Source organism: Pantoea sp. YU22, assembly GCF_003970755.1.
In the GTDB taxonomy this organism is placed as follows: Bacteria; Pseudomonadota; Gammaproteobacteria; order Enterobacterales; family Enterobacteriaceae; genus Pantoea; species Pantoea piersonii.
Genome location: NZ_RYDU01000032.1, coordinates 1 through 20,338, shown reverse-complemented (window position 1 = coordinate 20,338; position 20,338 = coordinate 1). Strand labels below are relative to the sequence as shown.

The 20,338-nt window shown below is 55.0% G+C and carries 21 protein-coding genes, 1 tRNA gene and 1 other annotated feature; of the genes, 7 read left to right on the top strand and 15 right to left on the bottom strand.

Features of this window, described 5'->3' with window-relative positions:
- Positions 1 to 195: 195 nt before the first annotated feature.
- The 3 genes from clpB to rluD all read right to left on the bottom strand — a co-directional run bounded on the left by clpB (position 196) and on the right by rluD (position 4,600).
- Positions 196 to 2,769, bottom strand: a complete 2,574-nt coding sequence (clpB, locus tag EKL29_RS22355) for an ATP-dependent chaperone ClpB (RefSeq protein WP_120454238.1) — start codon at positions 2,767 to 2,769, stop codon at positions 196 to 198.
- Positions 2,770 to 2,894: 125 nt separating this feature from the next.
- Positions 2,895 to 3,623, bottom strand: coding sequence for a purine nucleoside phosphorylase YfiH (yfiH, locus tag EKL29_RS22350; RefSeq protein WP_126690774.1), 729 nt, complete (start codon positions 3,621 to 3,623; stop codon positions 2,895 to 2,897).
- Entirely contained in the window at positions 3,620 to 4,600 is a 981-nt protein-coding gene (gene rluD, locus EKL29_RS22345; RefSeq protein WP_126690773.1) for a 23S rRNA pseudouridine(1911/1915/1917) synthase RluD, read from the bottom strand. The genes yfiH and rluD overlap by 4 nt, the downstream gene beginning before the upstream one ends.
- A gap of 130 nt (positions 4,601 to 4,730) precedes the next feature.
- On the opposite strand from rluD, the gene bamD reads away from it, so the two are divergent.
- The 4 genes from bamD to pheA all read left to right on the top strand — a co-directional run bounded on the left by bamD (position 4,731) and on the right by pheA (position 7,476).
- Positions 4,731 to 5,465, top strand: coding sequence for an outer membrane protein assembly factor BamD (bamD, locus tag EKL29_RS22340; RefSeq protein ID WP_120454244.1), 735 nt, complete (start codon positions 4,731 to 4,733; stop codon positions 5,463 to 5,465).
- A gap of 273 nt (positions 5,466 to 5,738) precedes the next feature.
- The gene (gene raiA, locus EKL29_RS22335; protein WP_120454246.1) at positions 5,739 to 6,065 is read left to right on the top strand and encodes a ribosome-associated translation inhibitor RaiA; all 327 of its coding nucleotides are present in this window, start codon (positions 5,739 to 5,741) and stop codon (positions 6,063 to 6,065) included.
- 97 nt (positions 6,066 to 6,162) lie between these two features.
- Positions 6,163 to 6,287: a sequence feature (Phe leader region), on the top strand.
- Positions 6,164 to 6,211, top strand: a complete 48-nt coding sequence (gene pheL / locus EKL29_RS22330) for a pheA operon leader peptide PheL (RefSeq protein WP_100279143.1) — start codon at positions 6,164 to 6,166, stop codon at positions 6,209 to 6,211. It overlaps the preceding feature by 48 nt.
- A 22-nt stretch (positions 6,288 to 6,309) precedes the next feature.
- Complete coding sequence (gene pheA, locus EKL29_RS22325; protein ID WP_126690772.1) at positions 6,310 to 7,476, top strand: bifunctional chorismate mutase/prephenate dehydratase; 1,167 nt, start codon at positions 6,310 to 6,312, stop codon at positions 7,474 to 7,476.
- Between the two features lie 30 nt (positions 7,477 to 7,506).
- Here the strand turns inward: pheA and tyrA are convergent, their stop codons facing one another.
- Both tyrA and EKL29_RS22315 read right to left on the bottom strand, forming a co-directional pair.
- Positions 7,507 to 8,628, bottom strand: a complete 1,122-nt coding sequence (gene tyrA / locus EKL29_RS22320; protein ID WP_120454250.1) for a bifunctional chorismate mutase/prephenate dehydrogenase — start codon at positions 8,626 to 8,628, stop codon at positions 7,507 to 7,509.
- Positions 8,629 to 8,634: 6 nt separating this feature from the next.
- Positions 8,635 to 9,714 (bottom strand): 3-deoxy-7-phosphoheptulonate synthase, encoded by a 1,080-nt coding sequence (locus EKL29_RS22315; protein WP_126690771.1) that lies wholly within the window; start codon positions 9,712 to 9,714, stop codon positions 8,635 to 8,637.
- 286 nt (positions 9,715 to 10,000) lie between these two features.
- Here EKL29_RS22315 and EKL29_RS22310 point away from each other — a divergent pair, with 286 nt between their 5' ends.
- Positions 10,001 to 10,540, top strand: coding sequence for a GNAT family N-acetyltransferase (locus tag EKL29_RS22310; RefSeq protein ID WP_126690770.1), 540 nt, complete (start codon positions 10,001 to 10,003; stop codon positions 10,538 to 10,540).
- A 68-nt stretch (positions 10,541 to 10,608) separates the two neighbouring features.
- Here the strand turns inward: EKL29_RS22310 and rplS are convergent, their stop codons facing one another.
- From rplS to ffh, 5 genes are all read right to left on the bottom strand, one after another.
- Complete coding sequence (gene rplS, locus EKL29_RS22305) at positions 10,609 to 10,956, bottom strand: 50S ribosomal protein L19 (RefSeq protein ID WP_033752010.1); 348 nt, start codon at positions 10,954 to 10,956, stop codon at positions 10,609 to 10,611.
- 42 nt (positions 10,957 to 10,998) lie between these two features.
- A complete protein-coding gene (trmD, locus tag EKL29_RS22300) occupies positions 10,999 to 11,760 on the bottom strand; it encodes a tRNA (guanosine(37)-N1)-methyltransferase TrmD (protein WP_179256454.1) in 762 nt (253 codons plus the stop codon).
- A gap of 35 nt (positions 11,761 to 11,795) precedes the next feature.
- Entirely contained in the window at positions 11,796 to 12,344 is a 549-nt protein-coding gene (rimM, locus tag EKL29_RS22295) for a ribosome maturation factor RimM (RefSeq protein WP_120454258.1), read from the bottom strand.
- Between the two features lie 18 nt (positions 12,345 to 12,362).
- On the bottom strand, positions 12,363 to 12,611 hold the full coding sequence (rpsP, locus tag EKL29_RS22290; RefSeq protein ID WP_038624540.1) for a 30S ribosomal protein S16: 249 nt from the start codon (positions 12,609 to 12,611) through the stop codon (positions 12,363 to 12,365).
- Between the two features lie 143 nt (positions 12,612 to 12,754).
- A complete protein-coding gene (ffh, locus tag EKL29_RS22285; RefSeq protein WP_120454260.1) occupies positions 12,755 to 14,116 on the bottom strand; it encodes a signal recognition particle protein in 1,362 nt (453 codons plus the stop codon).
- A 168-nt stretch (positions 14,117 to 14,284) separates the two neighbouring features.
- On the opposite strand from ffh, the gene EKL29_RS22280 reads away from it, so the two are divergent.
- Positions 14,285 to 15,082 (top strand): inner membrane protein YpjD, encoded by a 798-nt coding sequence (locus EKL29_RS22280; protein ID WP_120454263.1) that lies wholly within the window; start codon positions 14,285 to 14,287, stop codon positions 15,080 to 15,082.
- A 17-nt stretch (positions 15,083 to 15,099) separates the two neighbouring features.
- Positions 15,100 to 16,386: an HlyC/CorC family transporter gene (locus EKL29_RS22275; RefSeq protein ID WP_120454266.1), complete on the top strand. Its 1,287-nt coding sequence runs from the start codon at positions 15,100 to 15,102 to the stop codon at positions 16,384 to 16,386.
- A gap of 59 nt (positions 16,387 to 16,445) precedes the next feature.
- Here the strand turns inward: EKL29_RS22275 and luxS are convergent, their stop codons facing one another.
- The 5 genes from luxS to EKL29_RS22245 form a co-directional block, all read right to left on the bottom strand.
- On the bottom strand, positions 16,446 to 16,961 hold the full coding sequence (gene luxS, locus EKL29_RS22270; protein ID WP_103794837.1) for an S-ribosylhomocysteine lyase: 516 nt from the start codon (positions 16,959 to 16,961) through the stop codon (positions 16,446 to 16,448).
- 150 nt (positions 16,962 to 17,111) lie between these two features.
- Positions 17,112 to 18,716: a glutamate--cysteine ligase gene (gene gshA, locus EKL29_RS22260; protein ID WP_126690768.1), complete on the bottom strand. Its 1,605-nt coding sequence runs from the start codon at positions 18,714 to 18,716 to the stop codon at positions 17,112 to 17,114.
- A 31-nt stretch (positions 18,717 to 18,747) separates the two neighbouring features.
- Positions 18,748 to 19,176, bottom strand: a complete 429-nt coding sequence (locus tag EKL29_RS22255; protein ID WP_120454272.1) for a YqaA family protein — start codon at positions 19,174 to 19,176, stop codon at positions 18,748 to 18,750.
- The gene (yqaB, locus tag EKL29_RS22250; protein WP_120454274.1) at positions 19,173 to 19,739 is read right to left on the bottom strand and encodes a fructose-1-phosphate/6-phosphogluconate phosphatase; all 567 of its coding nucleotides are present in this window, start codon (positions 19,737 to 19,739) and stop codon (positions 19,173 to 19,175) included. The genes EKL29_RS22255 and yqaB overlap by 4 nt, the downstream gene beginning before the upstream one ends.
- A 314-nt stretch (positions 19,740 to 20,053) precedes the next feature.
- Positions 20,054 to 20,130: transfer RNA gene (locus tag EKL29_RS22245), tRNA-Arg, on the bottom strand.
- Between the last annotated feature and the right edge of the window lie 208 nt (positions 20,131 to 20,338).

Genomic DNA, 20,338 nt, shown 5'->3' with positions numbered 1-20,338 from the left:
CTGAACACCGCGCTTCGTAAGCCGTTGTGCCGTGTCAGTGGAGGCGCATTATAGGGAGTTCTTTCCGGCTGACAAGCGCTAATTTAAACTTTTTTATCAACCGCTCATTTTCCAGGCTATGCGCTGAAAAATGAGTCAAAAACGCCGTTTTTAGCCAAAAAAAACGGGCCCGCAGGCCCGTTTCGCTATCGTCAGTTACTGATGAGCGACGATTACGCCCTCTTTGACATCCATTTCGATCGTTTTGCCAGGCACCAGCTGACCAGAAAGTATCTGCTGAGCCAGCGGGTTTTCGATCTGCTGCTGAATGGCGCGTTTCAACGGACGCGCACCATACACCGGATCGTAGCCGTTTTCGCCCAGCAGCTTCAGCGCCTCGTCGGAGATATGCAGCTGGTAGCCGCGCTCATCCAGACGTTTATAGAGACGCTGCAGCTGAATCTGCGCAATAGAAGCAATGTGCTGTTCGCCCAGCGGGTGGAATACCACGACTTCATCAATACGGTTGACGAACTCCGGGCGGAAGTGATGACCGACCACGTTCATCACCACATCTTTCATTTCAGCGTAGTTCAGCTCGCCGAAGCGCTCCTGAATCAGATCGGAGCCCAGGTTCGACGTCATAATCACTACCGTATTACGGAAGTCGACGGTGCGGCCCTGTCCATCGGTCAGACGGCCATCGTCCAGCACCTGCAGCAGGATGTTAAATACATCCGGATGCGCCTTCTCTACTTCATCCAGCAGGATCACGGAATAAGGACGGCGGCGAACCGCTTCTGTCAGGTAGCCACCCTCTTCATAACCGACATATCCCGGAGGCGCGCCCACCAGACGCGACACGGCGTGTTTCTCCATAAACTCCGACATATCGATACGCACCATCGCGTCGTCGCTGTCGAAAAGGAAATTCGCCAGCGCTTTGCAAAGCTCGGTTTTACCCACGCCGGTCGGACCAAGGAACAGGAACGAACCGATGGGCCGATTCGGATCTGACAGACCTGCACGGCTACGACGAATCGCGTTCGATACCGCTTCCACCGCTTCGTCCTGACCAATAACGCGAGCGTGCAGTTCCTGCTCCATGCGCAGCAGCTTATCCCGCTCCCCTTCCATCATGCGCGCCACAGGTATACCGGTCCAGCGCGCCAGCACGTCGGCGATCTCGACATCGGTTACGCGGTTGCGCAGGAGCTTCATGGTCTTCCCTTCAGCCTGCGTAGCGGCCGCCAGCTGTTTTTCCAGCGCCGGGATCTTGCCGTATTGCAGCTCGGACATCTGCGCCAGATCGCCAACGCGACGAGCCTGTTCCAGCGATAAACGCGCCTGTTCCAGTTCCGCCTTGATATTCTGCGTGCCAGAGAGCGACGCCTTTTCTGCTTTCCACTCTTCTTCCAGTTCTGCGTATTCCCGCTCTTTCTGGTCGAGCTCGCTTTCCAGCATCTCCAGACGCTTAATGCTGGCGTCGTCAGATTCTTTCTTCAGTGCCTGCTGCTCCAGCTTCAGCTGGATAATACGGCGCTCAAGGCGATCCAGTGCTTCCGGCTTCGAGTCGATCTGCAGGCGAATGCTGGACGCCGCTTCGTCGATCAGGTCGATAGCTTTATCCGGCAACTGACGGTCGGCGATATAGCGATGCGACAGCGTTGCCGCTGCGACGATCGCCGGGTCGGTGATCTGCACATGGTGGTGCAGCTCATAGCGCTCTTTCAGCCCGCGCAGAATAGCAATGGTATCTTCCACGCTCGGTTCAGCGACGTAGACTTTCTGGAAACGACGCTCCAGCGCCGCATCTTTTTCAATGTACTGACGGTATTCGTCCAGCGTCGTCGCGCCGACGCAGTGCAGTTCACCGCGCGCCAGCGCCGGTTTCAGCATGTTACCGGCATCCATCGCGCCATCCGCTTTACCGGCGCCGACCATGGTGTGCAGCTCATCGATAAACAGGATGACGTTACCTTCCTGTTTCGACAGATCGTTGAGTACGCCTTTCAGACGCTCCTCGAACTCACCGCGATATTTTGCGCCAGCCACCAGCGCGCCCATATCCAGCGCCAGTACGCGGCGGCCTTTCAGCCCTTCCGGCACTTCGCCGTTAATGATGCGCTGCGCCAGACCTTCCACAATCGCGGTTTTACCGACGCCCGGTTCACCTATCAGCACCGGGTTGTTTTTAGTGCGGCGTTGCAGTACCTGAATGGTGCGGCGAATCTCTTCGTCACGACCAATTACCGGGTCGAGCTTGCCCTGTTCGGCGCGCTCGGTGAGGTCGATGGTGTATTTCTTTAACGCCTGGCGCTGATCTTCAGCCCCTTGATCGTTCACGTTATCTCCTCCACGCAGCTGTTCAATCGCTTTAGTAAGCTTGTCAGTGGTCGCACCGGCCGATTTCAGCAAATCGGCTAAAGAGCCGCGCGAGTCGAGGGCCGCCAGAACAAAGAGCTCAGATGATATAAAGTTGTCGCCGCGCTTCTGCGCCAGCTTATCGCACAGGTTAAGAACGCGAACCAGGTCGGCGGAGGGTTGAACATCCCCTTCGCTACCTTCTACCTGCGGCAAACGGTTGATAGCCTGCTCAACACCGTTGCGCAGTGTGGCAACGTCAACGCCTGCTGAAGCCAGTAACGGACGAACGGATCCCCCTTCCTGACTGAGCAGCGCGCTCATCAGGTGCAGAGGTTCAATAAATTGGTTGTCGTGTCCCAGAGCAAGGGACTGTGCGTCGGCAAGGGCCAGTTGGAATTTGTTGGTAAGACGATCCAGACGCATGATTCCTCCCATTACAGGTCAAAATGCTACTGGAGATTAAAATGAGGTCATCCCCCAAATTTTCAAGGTTATTGACCTGTACCATGAGCAAAAAATCCGCTACTGGATCGTCTTGTGGCGTAAGGTTATCTCAGCCAAATTAAAGAAGCCATACGCCCCGTTGTTCCGTCGCGCCGGAAGGAGAAAAATTCGCCACGCTCATGAAAGGTGCAGCGCCGGGTCATACTCACGGACTTCACGCCCGCCGCTTCTAACCGCTGCTGCGCAAGCAGCCAGATATCGGCAAAATATTTAGCGCCAGCCGGACGAAAAGCCTGCCGGGCACGCGCATCTTTAGCCATAAAAGCGGCGCGCACTTCGCTGCCGACTTCAAAGGCGTCGGGACCGATGGCGGGTCCAAGCCAGGCGTGTATCTGACTGGCGGGCGAAGCGAACTGCGCCAGCGTATTTTCCAGCACGCCGGCGCACAGGCCGCGCCAGCCGGCATGGGCCGCGGCGACTTCTCTGCCGTCATCGGAACAGAACAGCACCGGCAGACAATCCGCCGTCATGATCGCGCATACCACGCCCGTTTCACGGGTGATACTGGCATCCGCCTGCAATGCTTCCGCCTGCGCGGAAGGCAGGCGAACCACTTCTGTACCGTGAACCTGATCGAGCCAGCGCGGCATCTGCGGCAATTCCGCGCGCGCCACCAGGCTTTTCCGGTTAGCGGCTACATGCGCCGGATCGTCGCCAACGTGGCCGCCCAGGTTAAATGCCTCCCACGGTGCGAGGCTCACGCCGCCGCCGCGCAGCGTCGAACAGGCGCCTACGTTGGCGGGTGCGGGCCATTCCGGCAGGATCAGACTCATAGCCAGTCCAGCTGATCGCGGAACTCGTCGGTATCCGCTTTCAATACCTCGATCAGATCCACCATGTCCTGCGGCAGCGGCGCATGCCACTCCATTTCGATGCCGGTAATCGGATGGTAGAGACGCAGCATCGTCGCGTGCAGCGCCTGGCGATCGAAAGCGCGCAGCGTGGTAATAAACTGCTCCGAGGCGCCTTTCGGCGGACGCGGACGCCCACCGTAAAGCGGATCGCCTACCAGCGGATGGTTAATGTGCGACATATGCACGCGGATCTGGTGCGTACGACCGGTTTCGAGACGCAGACGCAACCGCGTATGAGCGCGGAAGTGCTCCATAATGCGATAGTGCGTTACCGCCGGTTTCCCCATTGGATGTACGGCCATATGGGTGCGTTTAGTCGAGTGACGGCTGATCGGCTCATTTACCGTGCCGCCCGCCGTCATCGTCCCAATCGCCACCGCTTCGTACTCACGGGTGATTTCACGCAGCTGCAGCGTTTCCACCAGGTGCGTCTGCGCTGGTACGGTTTTCGCGACCACCATCAAACCGGTGGTATCTTTATCCAGTCGATGCACAATACCGGCGCGCGGCACGTCGGCAATCGCGGGATAGTGATACAGCAGCGCATTGAGTACGGTGCCGTCGGGATTGCCGGCACCAGGATGCACCACCAGGTCGCGTGGCTTGTTGATCACCAGAATATCGTCATCTTCATAGACGATATTCAGCGGGATGTTTTGCGCTTCCCAGCGCTGCTCTTCTTCGATTTCTGCATCGATGGCGACCTGTTCGCCGCCCAATACTTTCTCTTTAGGTTTATCGACGACCGCGCCGTTAACGCTGACGCGCCGGTCCAGGATCCATTCTTTTATGCGCGAACGTGAATAATCAGGGAACAATTCCGCCAAAGTTTGATCTAAGCGTTGTCCCAGCTGCGCTTCGGAGACCGTTGCGGTGAGTTGAACTTGTTGTGCCATATACAGCTTCTTCGTTAACGTTGGGTTTTCACGGCGATGCCGTTTAATATAATGTGCTATCGTACCTGGTCATTACCGGGAGCTATACGGACAGCTTCCGCCATAACAAATTGAGGATAACCATTTCGTCATGACGCGTATGAAATATCTGGTGGCTGCTGCCACACTGAGCCTGGCCCTTGTGGGTTGTTCCAGCTCAAAGGACACAGTACCGGACAGCCCGCCTTCCGAAATCTACGCTACCGCTCAGGAAAAGCTGCAGGACGGTAACTTTAAAGCGGCGATTAAGCAACTGGAAGCGCTGGACAACCGTTATCCTTTTGGTCCTTATTCTCAGCAGGTACAGCTTGATCTGATCTATGCCTACTACAAAAACGCCGATTTACCGTTGGCGCAGGCTGCAATAGATCGCTTTATGCGTCTGAACCCGACCCATCCGAACATTGACTACGTTATCTATATGCGCGGCCTGACGGATATGGCGCTGGACGACTCCGCACTGCAGGGCTTCTTCGGCGTTGATCGCTCCGATCGCGATCCGACGCATGCCCGCGACGCGTTCCGCGACTTCTCGCAGCTCCTGCGTAACTACCCCAACAGCCAGTATGCGGCCGATGCGCAAAAACGCCTGGTCTATTTAAAAGACCGCCTGGCGAAGTATGAGCTCTCGGTGGCGCAATTCTATACTAAGCGTGAAGCTTATGTCGCGGTAGTTAACCGCGTTGAAGGCATGATGCGTGATTATCCTGATACGCAGGCCACGCGTGATGCGCTGCCGCTGATGGAAAAAGCCTACCGTAATCTGCAGCTGACTGCCGAAGCGGATAAAGTGGCGAAAATTATCGCGGCAAACAGCGCCAGTTAATTCTGAGCTGGAAAAACAAAAAAGCAGCCTTGATGGCTGCTTTTTTTATGCGTGGAAAAGCGACAATTTTGTCAATTCTCCCTTGGTCTAACCCGTCAATCATGCGCCTCTGCTTGCCCTGGTTCAAGGCTTTTCCGCCATATTCCTACCCTTTCTCACAAATCGCTGTCATTGACAAAAAGTGACATTTTTTCGTGATCTAAGTCACACATTTCATTGTTCAGCGCGTTATGCTGGATCTACCCAGACGGAAAATGACAGAGAGGTAAACCTATGATTCTGAACATTACCAGCAAACAAATGGAAATCACCGCGGCTATCCGCGACCATGTCGAAGACCGTCTCGCCAAGCTGGAAAAATGGCAAGCTCATCTGATAAATCCGCACATCGTTCTGTCCAAAGCGCCGAAAGAATTCGTGGCCGACGCCACTATTAACACGCCAAACGGCACGCTGGTCGCCAGCGCTAAGCATGAGGATATGTATACGGCGATTAACGACCTTATCGGTAAGCTTGAGCGTCAGTTGAATAAGGTTCAGCACAAGCCAGAAGCCCGTCGGGCAGCGACCAGCGTAAAAACCTTTACGCCAGCCGCTTAACTCCCCTGTTTTGACTAACGCGCCTGCGGGCGCGTTTTTTATTGACAGCCTTAAATCAGTACGGGTACTCTCAAATCACTTTTTGAATGGAAATCATCATGAAACGTTTGCCGTTTTTCTTCGCTTTCTTTTTTACCTTCCCCTGACTGGGAGGCGATTCGTCATGTGAAAAAGAAAGCGAAGACGAACAACAAAGCCTCCCAACCGGGAGGCTTTTTTATTGGACAGCTTACAGGTGAGCCCTATGAATCCCGACAATCCTTTACTGGCGCTGCGTGACAAAATCAGCGCCGTTGATGAAAAACTGCTGACGTTGCTGGCGGAACGCCGCGCGCTTGCCGTGAAGGTCGCCGAGGCGAAGCTGGCCACGCACCGGCCGATTCGTGATATTGAACGCGAGCGCGCGCTGCTGGAGCACCTGATCGTACTCGGTAAAAAACATCAACTGGATGCGCATTATATTACGCGGCTGTTTCAGCAGATTATTGAGGATTCCGTCCTGACGCAGCAGGCCCTGCTGCAGAAAAACCTGAACCATGCGCACGCTCTGGCGGCACGCATCGCTTTTCTTGGTCCAAAAGGCTCCTATTCTCATCTGGCCGCCCGTCAGTATGCCGCTCGCCATTTCGACAGTATGATGGAGATCGGCTGCCTCAAGTTTCAGGACATCATTCGTCAGGTAGAAAATGGCCAGGCGGACTACGCAGTGCTGCCGATTGAAAATACCAGTTCCGGCTCGATTAATGACGTTTACGATCTGCTGCAGCAGACCAGCCTCTCGATTGTCGGCGAACTGACCCAGCCAATCGAACACTGCGTGCTGGTAACAGGCAACACCGATTTGCAGCAGATTGAAACCGTCTACAGTCATCCGCAGCCTTTCCAGCAGTGCAGTCAGTTTATTAGTCGTTTCCCGCACTGGAAGATCGAATATACCGAGAGCACCGCCGCCGCAATGGAGAAAGTCGCTGCACTGAATTCGCCGACAGCAGCCGCGCTGGGCAGCGAAGCAGGCGGCGAGCTTTATCATCTTCAGGTGCTGGAGCGCAATCTGGCGAACCAGCAGCAAAACCATACGCGCTTTATCGTTCTGGCCCGCAAAGCTATCGCGGTATCCGATCAGGTTCCTGCGAAAACGACGCTGCTGATGGCGACCGGTCAGCAGGCGGGTGCGCTGGTTGAGGCGCTGCTGGTGCTGCGCCAGCATAACCTGATTATGAGCAAGCTGGAGTCGCGTCCAATCAACGGCAATCCGTGGGAAGAGATGTTTTATATCGACGTGCAGGGCAACCTGGAATCCGACAGCATGCAGCAGGCGCTGCAGGAACTGAAAGGACTGACCCGCATGCTGAAGGTGCTTGGCTGCTACCCCGGCGAGAATGTCGTCGCGGTGGAACCGCGCAGCGAATAAAAAAACGGCATCCCTGAGGATGCCATTTTTTTACGGTCGGCTGTCGTTAGCAGAGCGTAGCAGGCTACGGCTCTCAACCATAAAGCGTTTAGCATGATCGCCAAACCAGTGTTCAACGCGGTTGAAGCTGTCGATAAAGGCCTGCTTATTGCCCTGCTCCAGCAGCGTAATCGCTTCACCGAAGCGCTGATAGTAGCGTTTGATCAGCGCCAGGTTGCTTTCGGAAGACATAATAATGTCCGCATAAAGCTGGGGATCCTGCGCAAACAGTCGCCCTACCATCGCCAGCTCCAGACGATAAATCGGCGAGGAGAGCGCCAGCAGCTGATCGAGGTTGACGTTCTCTTCCGCCAGATGCAGCCCGTAAGCGAAGGTAGCGAAGTGACGCAGCGCCTGTATAAAAGCCATATTCTGGTCATGCTCTACTGCGCTGATACGATGCAGCCGCGCGCCCCACACCTGAATCTGCTCAAGGAACCACTGATAAGCCTCTGGCTGACGCCCGTCGCACCAGACCACAACCTGCTTCGCCAGGCTGCCGCTGTCCGGGCCAAACATAGGGTGCAGGCCCAGCACCGGGCCAGCGTGCGCTGCCAGCATTGCCTGCAGAGGACGGTTCTTGACCGACGCCAGATCCACCAGAATACAGTCCTCCGGCAGCGGCGGCAGCTGCGCGATAACCTGTTCCGTAAGATGAATCGGTACGCTGATAATTACCATACCGGCATCGCTCAGCAGCGACGCCGCCTGGTCCCACTCCTCTTTGTCCAGCGTCTTGACGCTGTAGCCCGACAGCGTCAGCATGCGCGCAAACAGCGTGCCCATCTGGCCTTTGCCGCCGACGATCACGACCGGGCGCAGCGCCGGGTTCAGCGTTTTAAAGCCTTTATCGTTCTCGCTGGTATAGGACTCGCGCATAATGCGGCGCAGTATATCTTCAATCAGGTCGGGCGGGACGCCGAGCGCTTCCGCCTCTTTACGACGCGAAGCCAGCATGGAAGCTTCGCGCTCCGGGACATAGATGGGCAAGCCGTAGCGGCTCTTTACTTCACCCACTTCAGCTACCAGTTCCAGCCGTTTTGCCAGCAAATCCAGCAGCGCCTTATCGACTGTATCAATTTGATCGCGCAGCGCGGTCAGTTCAGCCACCATTGCTCATTACACCTCTCGTGACAGACGCGCCGACAGCACTTCTTGCAGATCCTGATGAATGTCGCGCAGCAGGGTTTCAGTGGTTTCCCAGTTGATGCAGGCATCGGTAACGGAAACACCGTATTTCATTTCGCTACGCGGCTGCTCGGAAGACTGATTGCCTTCGTTGATGTGGCTCTCCAGCATCAGGCCAATAATCGAGCGGTTGCCATCTTTGATCTGGGCAATCGCCGATTCAGCGACGCCAGGCTGGCGGCGGTAGTCTTTGTTAGAATTGCCATGGCTGCAATCTATCATCAAGGCCGGGCGCAGTCCCGCTTTGAGCATCTCTTTTTCACACTGCGCAACATCTTCCGGACTGTAATTGGGCGCTTTACCGCCGCGCAGAATAACGTGACCGTCTGGATTGCCCTGCGTCTGCAGCAGGCACACCTGGCCCGCCTGGTTAATGCCGACAAAACGGTGCGGCATCGCGGCGGCGCGCATGGCGTTAATCGCCGTGCCGAGGCTGCCGTCAGTGCCATTCTTGAAACCAACCGGCATGGAGAGTCCAGACGCCATTTCACGGTGAGTTTGCGACTCCGTGGTACGCGCGCCAATGGCTGACCAGCTGAAAAGATCGCCGAGGTATTGCGGACTGTTGGGATCGAGCGCTTCGGTAGCGAGCGGCAGCCCCATCTCTACCAGGTTCACCAGCAGCTGACGCGCAATATGCAGACCCGCTTCCATATCAAAGGAGTTGTTCATATAGGGATCGTTGATCAACCCTTTCCAGCCGACGGTGGTGCGGGGTTTTTCAAAATAGACGCGCATAACGATATAGAGCTGATCCTTCAGCTGTTCAGAGAGATCTTGCAGGCGACGAGCATAATCGAGAGCGGCTTCAGTATCGTGAATCGAACAGGGACCACATACCACCAGCAAACGCGGATCGCGACCGGCAATAATGTCGGAGATCGTCTGGCGCGAAGCGGCGATCTGCGCTTCCTGCTGGGCATTGAGCGGGAATTTCGCTTTCAGCTCTTCCGGGGTGATTAAGATCTGTTCTTCGGCGATATGGACATTGTTCAGCGCGTCTTTTTGCATGGCTACGATCCTTTTTTCCTCGTTATGCGATTAATGATCCTCTGACAGGACAGGGAACACTTTATCACAGGACGTAAAACAAGCAATCCACCTCTGTACACTTTTATTACCATAAAATTGACGCCACACATTATAGTTAATTAATAACCATTTAAAACAATATGTTAATTAAATAAGACTACCCGAGCCAAATCTCATAATGTAAACAAATGATTACATAGAGCTGCTGGCATTCTTTTAGATCGCCTGATACGCTGACCTTAATCGCTTATTCATCGGGTATTTTATGACGCCTGTTTCCTCTTCAGTACGGCTTCGTCCTTTCACCTGCGCAGATATCCCAGTCTTTACCGCCGCCGTTAATGGCTCGCTGGATACGCTACTGCCCTGGATGGCATGGGCGCACCCTGATTATCAGCCCGAGGAGGCTGCCAGCTGGATCGCTTTTACGCAGCAGCAGAGAATAAAAGGCGAAGCGGAGGAGTTCGCGATCGTCGACGATCAAGATCGCTTACTCGGTGGCGCAGGGATCCGTTTTGCCCGCCAGCCGGGCCAGTTCGCCGCGCTGGGATATTGGGTGCGCAGCGATATGCAGCGACAGGGAGTCGCCAGCCGCGCTGTCGAGCTGTTACTTGAAATGGGGTTTGCGCGACCTGAGATAAAGGTGATTGAGATCCTCGCCGCTGAGGAGAACCACGCCAGCCGCGCCGTGGCGGCGCGTTGCGGCGCGCGGTTTATTGATATGCGTTACGGCTTAATCATTCTGGAGAGCGGGCCGGTGATCACTGCTATTTACCACATTCAGCGCCCTGAAACGCAGAGATAAAAAAAGGGGCTGGCATCACGCCAACCCCTTGTTTGCTATTAACTTTTAGATGTCGCGTTAGCGATACCTTAGTTAAGACGCTCTTTGATACGAGCTGACTTACCAGTACGCTCACGCAGGTAGTACAGTTTGGCTTTACGCACAGCACCACGGCGTTTGACAGAAATGCTGTCGATGACCGGAGAGTGAGTCTGGAAGACACGCTCAACGCCTTCGCCGTTAGAAATCTTACGAACAGTGAATGCAGAGTGCAGACCGCGGTTACGGATAGCGATAACCACGCCCTCGAATGCCTGCAGACGTTTCTTAGAACCTTCAACGACCCATACTTTCACTTCCACGGAATCACCCGGGCGGAAGGAAGGTACGTCCTGTTTCATCTGCTCTTGTTCAATTTGCTTGATAATGTTGCTCATAATTAAATCTCTTATCCTGGGTAAACTGATAGTCGCGGGAGATTACTCTGCCGCCTCATCGTTTTGTTGCTGATGTTCCCGCTGGAACGCTTTCAGCAACCTTGCTTGCTCTTCAGTCAGAGCCAGGTTTTCCAGAAGTTCAGGTCTTCTTAGCCAGGTCCGGCCCAGCGACTGTTTCAGACGCCAACGGCGAATCTCTGCATGGTTGCCGGACAGCAGAACTGTCGGTACTTCCATGCCTTCCAGCACTTCAGGTCGGGTATAGTGCGGGCAGTCCAGCAAACCGTCAGAGAACGAATCCTCATCGGCCGACGCCTGTTTGCCCAGTACGCCTGGAATTAACCGGGCTACTGAATCAATCATCGTCATGGCTGGCAGCTCACCGCCGCTAAGCACGTAATCGCCGATTGACCATTCTTCGTCAATTTCGGTTTGAATAACGCGCTCATCAATACCTTCGTAGCGGCCACAGACCAGAATTAACTTCTGCTGTGTCGCCAGTTCGCAAACGCCCTGTTGGTCAAGTTTGCGCCCCTGAGGTGACAGATAGATCACCCTGGCCCCTTCCCCCGCCGCCGCTTTCGCTGCGTGGATCGCATCCCGTAAGGGCTGCACCATCATCAGCATTCCCGGTCCGCCGCCGTATGGACGATCATCCACCGTACGGTGCCGGTCGTGAGCAAAGTCGCGAGGACTCCAGCTCTCGATGCTGAGCAGGCCATTTTTTACTGCCCGGCCAGTTACCCCGTAATCGGTAATTGCGCGAAACATCTCTGGAAAAAGGCTAATAACACCAATCCACATCGTTTTCGCCGTTACGTTACCTTGCGATTCGGAGATCAAAAACCAGGATCCCAGTCTACTTCAATGACGCCAGTAGCGAGATCGACTTTCTTGATAACCTGTTCATCAAGAAACGGTATTAACCGCTCCTTCACACCGAACGCATCTTTCAGGTTCGCCTTTACGACGAGTACGTCGTTCGAGCCGGTCTCCATCATATCGATGACTTTGCCCATCTCGTAACCGTCAACGTTGACTACCTGGCAGCCCATAAGGTCTTTCCAGTAGTAATCGCCGTCGTTCAGCTCCGGCAGCTGCGCCGAGTCGACCGTAATTTCGCAATTGGTCAACTGCGTCGCCGCGTCCCGATCGTCAATGCCTTTGACTTTGATGATCAGGTCCTGATTGTGATGCCGCCAACTTTCCAGCTCAACCTGCTGCCATTTACCGGCGCGCTGAATGAACCAGGGTTGGTAGTCGAAGATACTTTCGGCCGCTTCGGTGGAGGAAAACACTTTGAGCCAGCCACGAATGCCGTAGGCAGCACCCATTTTCCCCAAAACGAGGGGCTTAACGGGAGGCTGTGCGGCAAGTTCTTTGCTCATGCTCACCACCGTGACAGATTAAGCTGCTTTTTTTGCTTCTTTGATCAGCGCGTTAACGCGATCTGAAAGCGTTGCGCCCTGGCCAACCCAGTGCTCGATGCGGTCCAGGTCCAGACGCAGAGTTTCAGCCTGACCAGAAGCGATCGGGTTGAAGAAGCCTACGCGCTCGATGAAGCGACCGTTACGTGCATTGCGGCTGTCAGTAACGACGACCTGATAGAACGGACGCTTTTTCGCGCCGTGACGTGCCAAACGAATTGTTACCATAACATCCTCTTAAGTTAATAAAACAACCGGGCCCCATCGAGGAACGGGGCCCGGGTGCTGTATAAAAAGCCCGAAAATTTTACTCATTTCGGCGCAAAAAGCAACCTGTGAGCGCAACCTTTCGGGCTTTTATTGCCGAACGCTTAGCGTCCGGGGAATCCTGGGGGCATCATGCCTTTCATGCTGCGCATCATTTTCGCCATGCCGCCCTTCTTCATTTTCTTCATCATGCGCTGCATATCGTCGAACTGCTTAAGTAAGCGGTTAACGTCCTGCACCTGCATGCCGGCGCCGGTGGCGATGCGACGCTTGCGCGAGCCTTTGATAATCTCTGGCTTTTCACGCTCTTTGCGCGTCATGGAGTTGATAATCGCCTCCATACGCACCAGCACCTTGTCGTCCATCTGCGACTTCACGTTGTCCGGCAGCTGGCCCATGCCCGGCAGTTTGCCCATCAGGCTCGCCATGCCGCCCATATTGCGCATCTGCTTGAGCTGCTCAAGAAAGTCGTTGAGGTCGAAGCCGTCGCCGGTTTTAAGCTTCTTAGCCAGCTTCTCCGCCTGATCGCGGTCAACCTTGCTCTCGATATCCTCAATCAGCGACAGCACGTCACCCATGCCGAGGATACGTGAGGCGATACGATCGGGATAAAACGGCTCCAGCGCTTCGGTCTTTTCGCCGACGCCCATAAACTTGATAGGCTTGCCGGTAATGTGACGAATCGACAGCGCCGCACCGCCGCGCGCGTCGCCGTCCACTTTCGTCAGGATCACGCCGGTCAGAGGCAGCGCTTCGTTAAAGGCTTTCGCCGTGTTCGCCGCATCCTGACCGGTCATGGCGTCGACAACAAACAGCGTCTCTACCGGATTAATCGCGGCATGTACCTGTTTGATCTCGTCCATCATCGCTTCGTCAACGTGCAGACGACCCGCGGTATCCACCAGCAGTACGTCGTAGAACTGCAGCTTCGCTTCTTTCAGCGCGTTCTTAACGATGTCGACCGGCTTCTGGCTGAGGTCGGACGGGCAAAAATCGACGCCGACCTGCTGCGCCAGCGTTTCAAGCTGTTTGATCGCCGCCGGGCGATAAACGTCCGCAGAGACGACCAGCACTTTCTTCTTGTGCTTCTCACGCAGGAATTTACCCAGTTTGCCGACGCTGGTGGTTTTACCCGCGCCCTGCAGACCCGCCATCAGCACTACGGCCGGCGGCTGCGCGGCCAGGTTAAGCGCGTTATTCTCGTCGCCCATCGCCGTAACCAGCTCGTTGCGGACGATCTTGATAAATTCCTGACCCGGCGTCAGGCTTTTGTTGACATCGTGACCCACCGCGCTCTCTTTGACGCGGTTGATAAAGTCACGCACGACCGGCAGCGCGACGTCCGCTTCCAGCAGCGCCATACGCACTTCGCGCAGCGTGTCTTTAATATTGTCTTCTGTCAGCCTTCCGCGGCCGCTGATATTGCGCAGGGTTTGCGACAAACGATCGGTTAAATTGTCAAACATTCTCTCTCACTCAGAAAAAATCGCGAGGCGCCTGATCGGCATAATGCGGCGGATTATAACACGAAGCTGCAACGATCTCTGCTATTGCTCCTCAGATCGGTTGGAGGCGGCTTCTGCTGGCGCTATACTGCCCTTTTCCTTTCATCTGACTGATACCTGTAAGGATCTATGTCCGTTTTCTCGCTCCTGGCGCTGTTCGCCTACTCTCTGAGTCTCGCACTGATTATTCCCAGCCTGTTGAAACGTAACAGCGGATGGCGGCGAATGGCGGTGCTTTCCGCCTGCGTCGCGCTGGTGGCGCATGCCGTGGCGCTGCAGCAGCGGATATTTGCCGTCGACAGCGGGCAGAATCTCAGCCTGCTCAATATCGGCTCGCTGGTCAGCCTGCTTATCTGCGCCATTATGACTATTGTCGCCTCGCGCAATCGCGGCTGGCTGCTGCTGCCGATCGTCTACAGTTTCGCGCTGATCAATCTGGCGTTCGCCACCTTTGTGCCTAACGCCTTTATCACCCATCTTGAAACCACGCCGGGCATGATGATCCATATTGGCCTGTCGCTGTTCGCCTACGCAACGCTGATCATCGCCGCGCTTTACGCGCTGCAGCTGGCCTGGATCGACTATCAGCTCAAGAACAAGAAGCTGGCCTTTACCCAGGATATGCCGCCGCTGTTGAGCATTGAACGTAAAATGTTTCATATCACCCAGATCGGCGTAGTGCTGCTGACGCTGGTGCTCTGCACCGGCCTGTTTTATATGCATAACCTGTTCAGCGCCGAGAATGTCGATAAAGCCGTGCTCTCTATTCTGGCCTGGTTCGTCTATATCGTTTTGCTCTGGGGACACTATCATGAAGGCTGGCGCGGACGTCGCGTAGTGTGGTTCAACTGCGGCGGCGCGCTGCTGTTGACTATGGCCTACTTCGGCAGTCGTATCTTACAGCACCTGCTGACTCACTCGTCTTAATAAAAGGAACTCCTGCGTTGGAACATGTTTCAACCACCACATTGATTATCACGCTGGTCGTCATGGTACTGGTGTCCGCCTGGTTCGCCGGGTCCGAAACCGGCATGATGACGCTTAACCGCTATAAGCTGCGCCATCAGGCCAAAAATGGCCAGCGCAGCGCGCGCCGGGTCGAAGGCCTGTTGCGCCGTCCCGATCGCCTGCTGAGCCTGGTGCTGATCGGCAATAACCTGGTGAATATTCTCGCCTCGTCGCTGGCGACCATTGTTGGCATGCGCCTCTATGGCGATGCCGGTGTGGCGATCGCGACCGGTATCCTGACCTTTGTCGTGCTGGTATTTGCCGAAGTGCTGCCGAAAACTATCGCCGCGCTCTACCCGGAAAAGGTCGCCTATCCCAGCAGTTTTCTGCTGGTGCCGCTGCAGTACATCATGCTGCCGATCGTCTGGCTGCTGAACACCATTACCCGTCTGCTGATGCGTATGGTCGGCATTAAAACCGAGAGCGCCAGCAACTCAGCGCTGAGCAAAGAGGAGCTGCGCACCATCGTTTATGAGTCGCGCAGCCTGATGTCGCGTCGCAATCAGGACATGCTGCTTTCAGTGCTCGATCTGGAGAAGGTGAGCGTTGACGACATTATGGTGCCGCGCAACGATATCGTCGGCATCAATATCAACGACGACTGGAAATCGGTAATGCGCCAGCTCAGCCATTCGCCTCATGGCCGCATCGTGCTGTTCCGCGACTCGCTGGACGACTGCGTCGGCATGCTGCGCGTACGTGAAGCCTGGCGCACCATGACGGAGAAAAAAGAGTTCAATAAAGAGACGCTGCTGCGGGCAGCCGATGAGATTTACTATGTGCCGGAAGGTACGCCGCTAAATATCCAGCTAGTTAAATTCCAGCGCAACAAGAAGAAAGTCGGCCTGGTAGTGGATGAGTATGGCGACATCAAAGGTCTGGTGACCATTGAGGATATCCTGGAAGAGATCGTCGGCGACTTCACGACGTCTATGTCGCCAACGCTGGCGGAAGAGGTGATGCCGCAAAATGACGGTTCGGTGCTGGTGGAAGGCAGCGCTAACGTGCGTGAAATCAATAAGGCCTTTAACTGGCATCTGCCGGAGCAGGAAGCGCGCACGATTAACGGCATGCTGCTGGAGGCGCTGGAGGAGATCCCCGAGATCAACACCCGCGTCGAGCTGTCGAACTACGCCGTTGATATTCTCGACGTACAGGACAATATGGTGAAGCAGGTACGTATTACGCCGCGTACGCCGCTCAAAACCTCTATCGGATCCTGACGCCCGCCCATAAAAAACGCCGCAACAATGCGGCGTTTTTTTTGCTGCGCGAGCAACGATTAGATATGCAGCTCTTGCAGCTTCTCTTGCGGCAGTTTCAGATCTTCATTGCGGTTTACGCCGATATCATGCGCCAGTACGTTGCGCGCAATCTGCTGCGCTTCATCCAGCGAATGCAGCTTATAACTACCGCACTGATATTCGTTCAGCTCAGGGATCTGATTCTGATCTTTCACCTTCAGAACATCTTCCATGGCCCCTTTCCACGCGCTGGCGACGCGCTGCTCGTCCGGCGTGCCGATCAGGCTCATATAGAAACCGGTACGGCATCCCATTGGAGAGATATCGACGATTTCTACGCCGTCGCCGTTAAGATGGTTGCGCATAAAGCCTGCAAACAGATGCTCAAGCGTATGGATGCCGCGCTCGGTCAGGATCTCTTTGTTGGGACGGCAGAAACGCAGGTCAAAAACGGTGATGGTATCGCCATGGGGAGTTTTCATGGTCTTCGCAACACGCACTGCGGGCGCGGCCATAATGGTATGGTCAACGGTAAAACTGTCCAGTAGTGGCATACGTCACCTCCTGTTTTGAGAATTTTTTTATAAACGATGAAACTTTTCTGTTCGCCCAGCGTCTGAATATATGAAAGACGCGCATTTGTTATCATCATCCCTGACAACAGAGATGTTAATTTGGCCACATTGATGTGGCCTTTTTCTTTTCTAACCTTCGCGACTGGCAAGATAAGCTTCAAAATCGAGCGTATCTTCCTCTTCCAGCTTTTTCTGCGCCGCAACCGACTCTAGCGCCTGACGCGTAAAATCTTCTTCGCTTACGACTTCCAGCGGCTCTTCGCACAGCATATGACGATACTGTTCCGCCAGGGCGATGCCGGTACCGGTCACGCCGTTCTCTTTTATCGCCTGCAGTATGCGCGCCGAATAGGTTAGCTCAGGATCGTCAAAGGATGCCACCAGTTGATCGCAAACCTGTTGATATTGCGTGCTGCCCTGATTACTGTCGAGCACTTCCGCCACGCGATGCAGATCGTCGAACAGCGCTTTACCTACCTCAACCAGCGGATGCTCGGTTTCGCTACAGCCGACCGAAATCATTTGATTCGGCTTGCGTCCTTCCAGCACGACGCGGTTCCAGTTTTTCCGGCTGCACAGCAGTTCATCAGCGCTCATTTCCGGCGCATCGGCCAGGGTGCACCAGATCAGGAAAAGATCGAGGAAACGCACCTGGTTCGCGTCGACGCCGACGGCTGAGAATGGATTAAGGTCGAGCGAGCGCACTTCGATATACTCGATACCGCCGCGCAGCAGCGCATCGGACGGCGCTTCGCCGGAGCGCGTAACGCGCTTCGGACGGATCGGCGCATAAAGCTCATTTTCAATCTGCAGGACGTTAGTGTTGAGCTGCAGCCAGTTGCCCTCCGCGTCTTTTGTACCCATCGCGGCGTACTCTTCAGACGGGGTTTTAATGGCGGCTTTTAATGCCTTAACGTAGCCTTCAAGCGAGTTGAAGGTAATACCGAGGCCGCTCTGCGATTTATTGGTGTAGCCAAGGTCACTAAGGCGCAGCGAGGTCGCATAGGGCAGCCACAGTGAATCTTTGCCGTCGGTTTCAAACGGCAATTTGCTTTCGCGTCCCTGCAGGAAGCTGGAGCTGATCGCCGGCGAGGCGCCGAACAGATAGGGAATGACCCAGCCGAAACGATAGTAGTTGCGGATCAGGCGCAGGTAACCGGCAGAAATCGTCTCTTTTCCGCTCTCGGCGTCTTTAACGTCCGCCCACTCTTGCCAGAAGCTCAGCGGCAGCGAGAAATTATAGTGAATGCCGGAGATCGTCTGCATCAGGGCGCCGTAGCGGTTTTTCAGCCCCTGACGATAGAGCGTCTTCATGCGGCCAATATTAGAACTGCCGTACTGCGCCAGCTCAATGCGATCGGCATCGTCAATCAGGCAAGGCATACTAAAAGGCCACATGCGCTCATCAGCCAGCTCTCGCGCCACATGGCGATGAATATCGCGCAGGAATGCCAGCATATGGTCGATATTCTGATCTACCGGCGTGATGAACTCCAGCAGCGTCTCTGCGAAATCGGTGGTAATCCAGTCATGCTTGAGCGCCGATCCCAGAGAATCGGGATGACGGCTTTCAGCCAGATGACCATCAGGCTTTACGCGCAGCGTTTCGCGTTCAATGCCGCGACCAATACCTTTCAAGGCATTGGGATGCGCCTCCAGCCAGGAGAGCGCTTTAGATACGTCCGGGATCACATTAACCTCCCGCTGGGACAGTAATTTATTTTTGTTCAGCATAATGTTAACCCTAGCCTCGAATCTGTGCGAATCAATGCCACCATTGCAAACCCTGTAAGGTGGCGGTCGCGATAACGATATAACGCAGCGTTTTCCCGACGGCGAGAAACACCAGGACCGGAAGCCAGGCAAAGCGCAACCAGCCTGCGAGCACGCAGAGCAGGTCGCCGATAACCGGTAGCCAGCTCAGCAGCAGCGCTGCAGGTCCCATTCGGTGCAACCACGTTATTGCTGTGTCATGCCATCGCCCCTGCCGTTTCAACGGCAGTAAGCGACCAAGAAAAATATTAGTGATGCCGCCCAGCGTATTACCCACTGATGCAGCGACAATCAATCCATAAACGGACGCCTTTTTGGCGACCAGTAATGCAATCAGCAGCGCCTCAGAACTTCCTGGTAGCAGGGTTGCGCTGAGAAAACTGCTGCCAAACAGAGAAGCAAGCGCCAGAACGTCACTCACAGCAAGCGCACATCAACCACATCCATACCGGCCGCTTTCGCCGCCTGTACGCCAAAATCGGCGTCTTCGAACACCACGCAGCGCGTTGGATCGACGCCCATCAGCGCTGCGCAGCGTAAAAACGTATCGGGTTCAGGTTTATGACGCTCGACATCATCGGCGCCTACTACGGCTGTGAAGAGTTCACGGACGCCCAGCTGCTTGAGCAGCGCATCCGCCATGCTGTGTTCGCTTCCGGTGCCGACCGCCATCGGACGTCGGCCATGCCAGGCTTTCACCACGTCCATCAGCGGAAGCGGTCGAACGTTATCCAGCAGCATGGCTTTAACCGCCGCGGTTTTTTCAGCGGCGAGCTGATACGGATCGAGAGAGGAGTGGTTTTTTTCGATAATAAATTGCGCGAGCCGCCAGGTGGGCGCGCCGTTGAAGCCAACCATTTGCGATTCGTCTAACGCCAGCTCATATCGTCCCAGTACCTGATGCCACGCTTTTCGATGTGTCGGCTCGGTATCCAGAATCGTGCCGTCCATATCGAAAATCAGTGCGTCATATTGATCGTACATCCCCACTCCGGACACTCAACAAATGTGCCCTTACTTTAGCGTAATGCGGACAGGTTGTCGCCAGGTGGCATGAACAGCAAATGCTTTGAAAGCATTAGCATTTTTTCTTTTCAGAAAAAGGTGATCGGGCGGTGCCGGGCGTAATTGCCGGAAATTTCAGTAGGTTTGGGTTTTGTCAGAGCAGCGAATGGTAAGCGCGCAAGGAGAATAAGCGTGATGTAAAAAGGATTACCTGAGGAGGGTAAATCAGAGAGTCATGCCTGGCTTTCGCCTCGTTATATCCGTTCGGGGTGTGCTTTGCGTAACTGAAAAGATGGTGCATCCGGGAGGATTCGAACCTCCGACCGCTCGGTTCGTAGCCGAGTACTCTATCCAGCTGAGCTACGGATGCATTGAGAAATCATTTTGCAGGGGTAAAGCCGTTTTCATATCCAGAGACAAAGGGCAACCACAAGGATAGTCGTACTGTCTGGCGATGCGTCATGCCATATCAGTTCGGGGCACTCTTTCGTATCTGAAGAGATGGTGCATCCGGGAGGATTCGAACCTCCGACCGCTCGGTTCGTAGCCGAGTACTCTATCCAGCTGAGCTACGGATG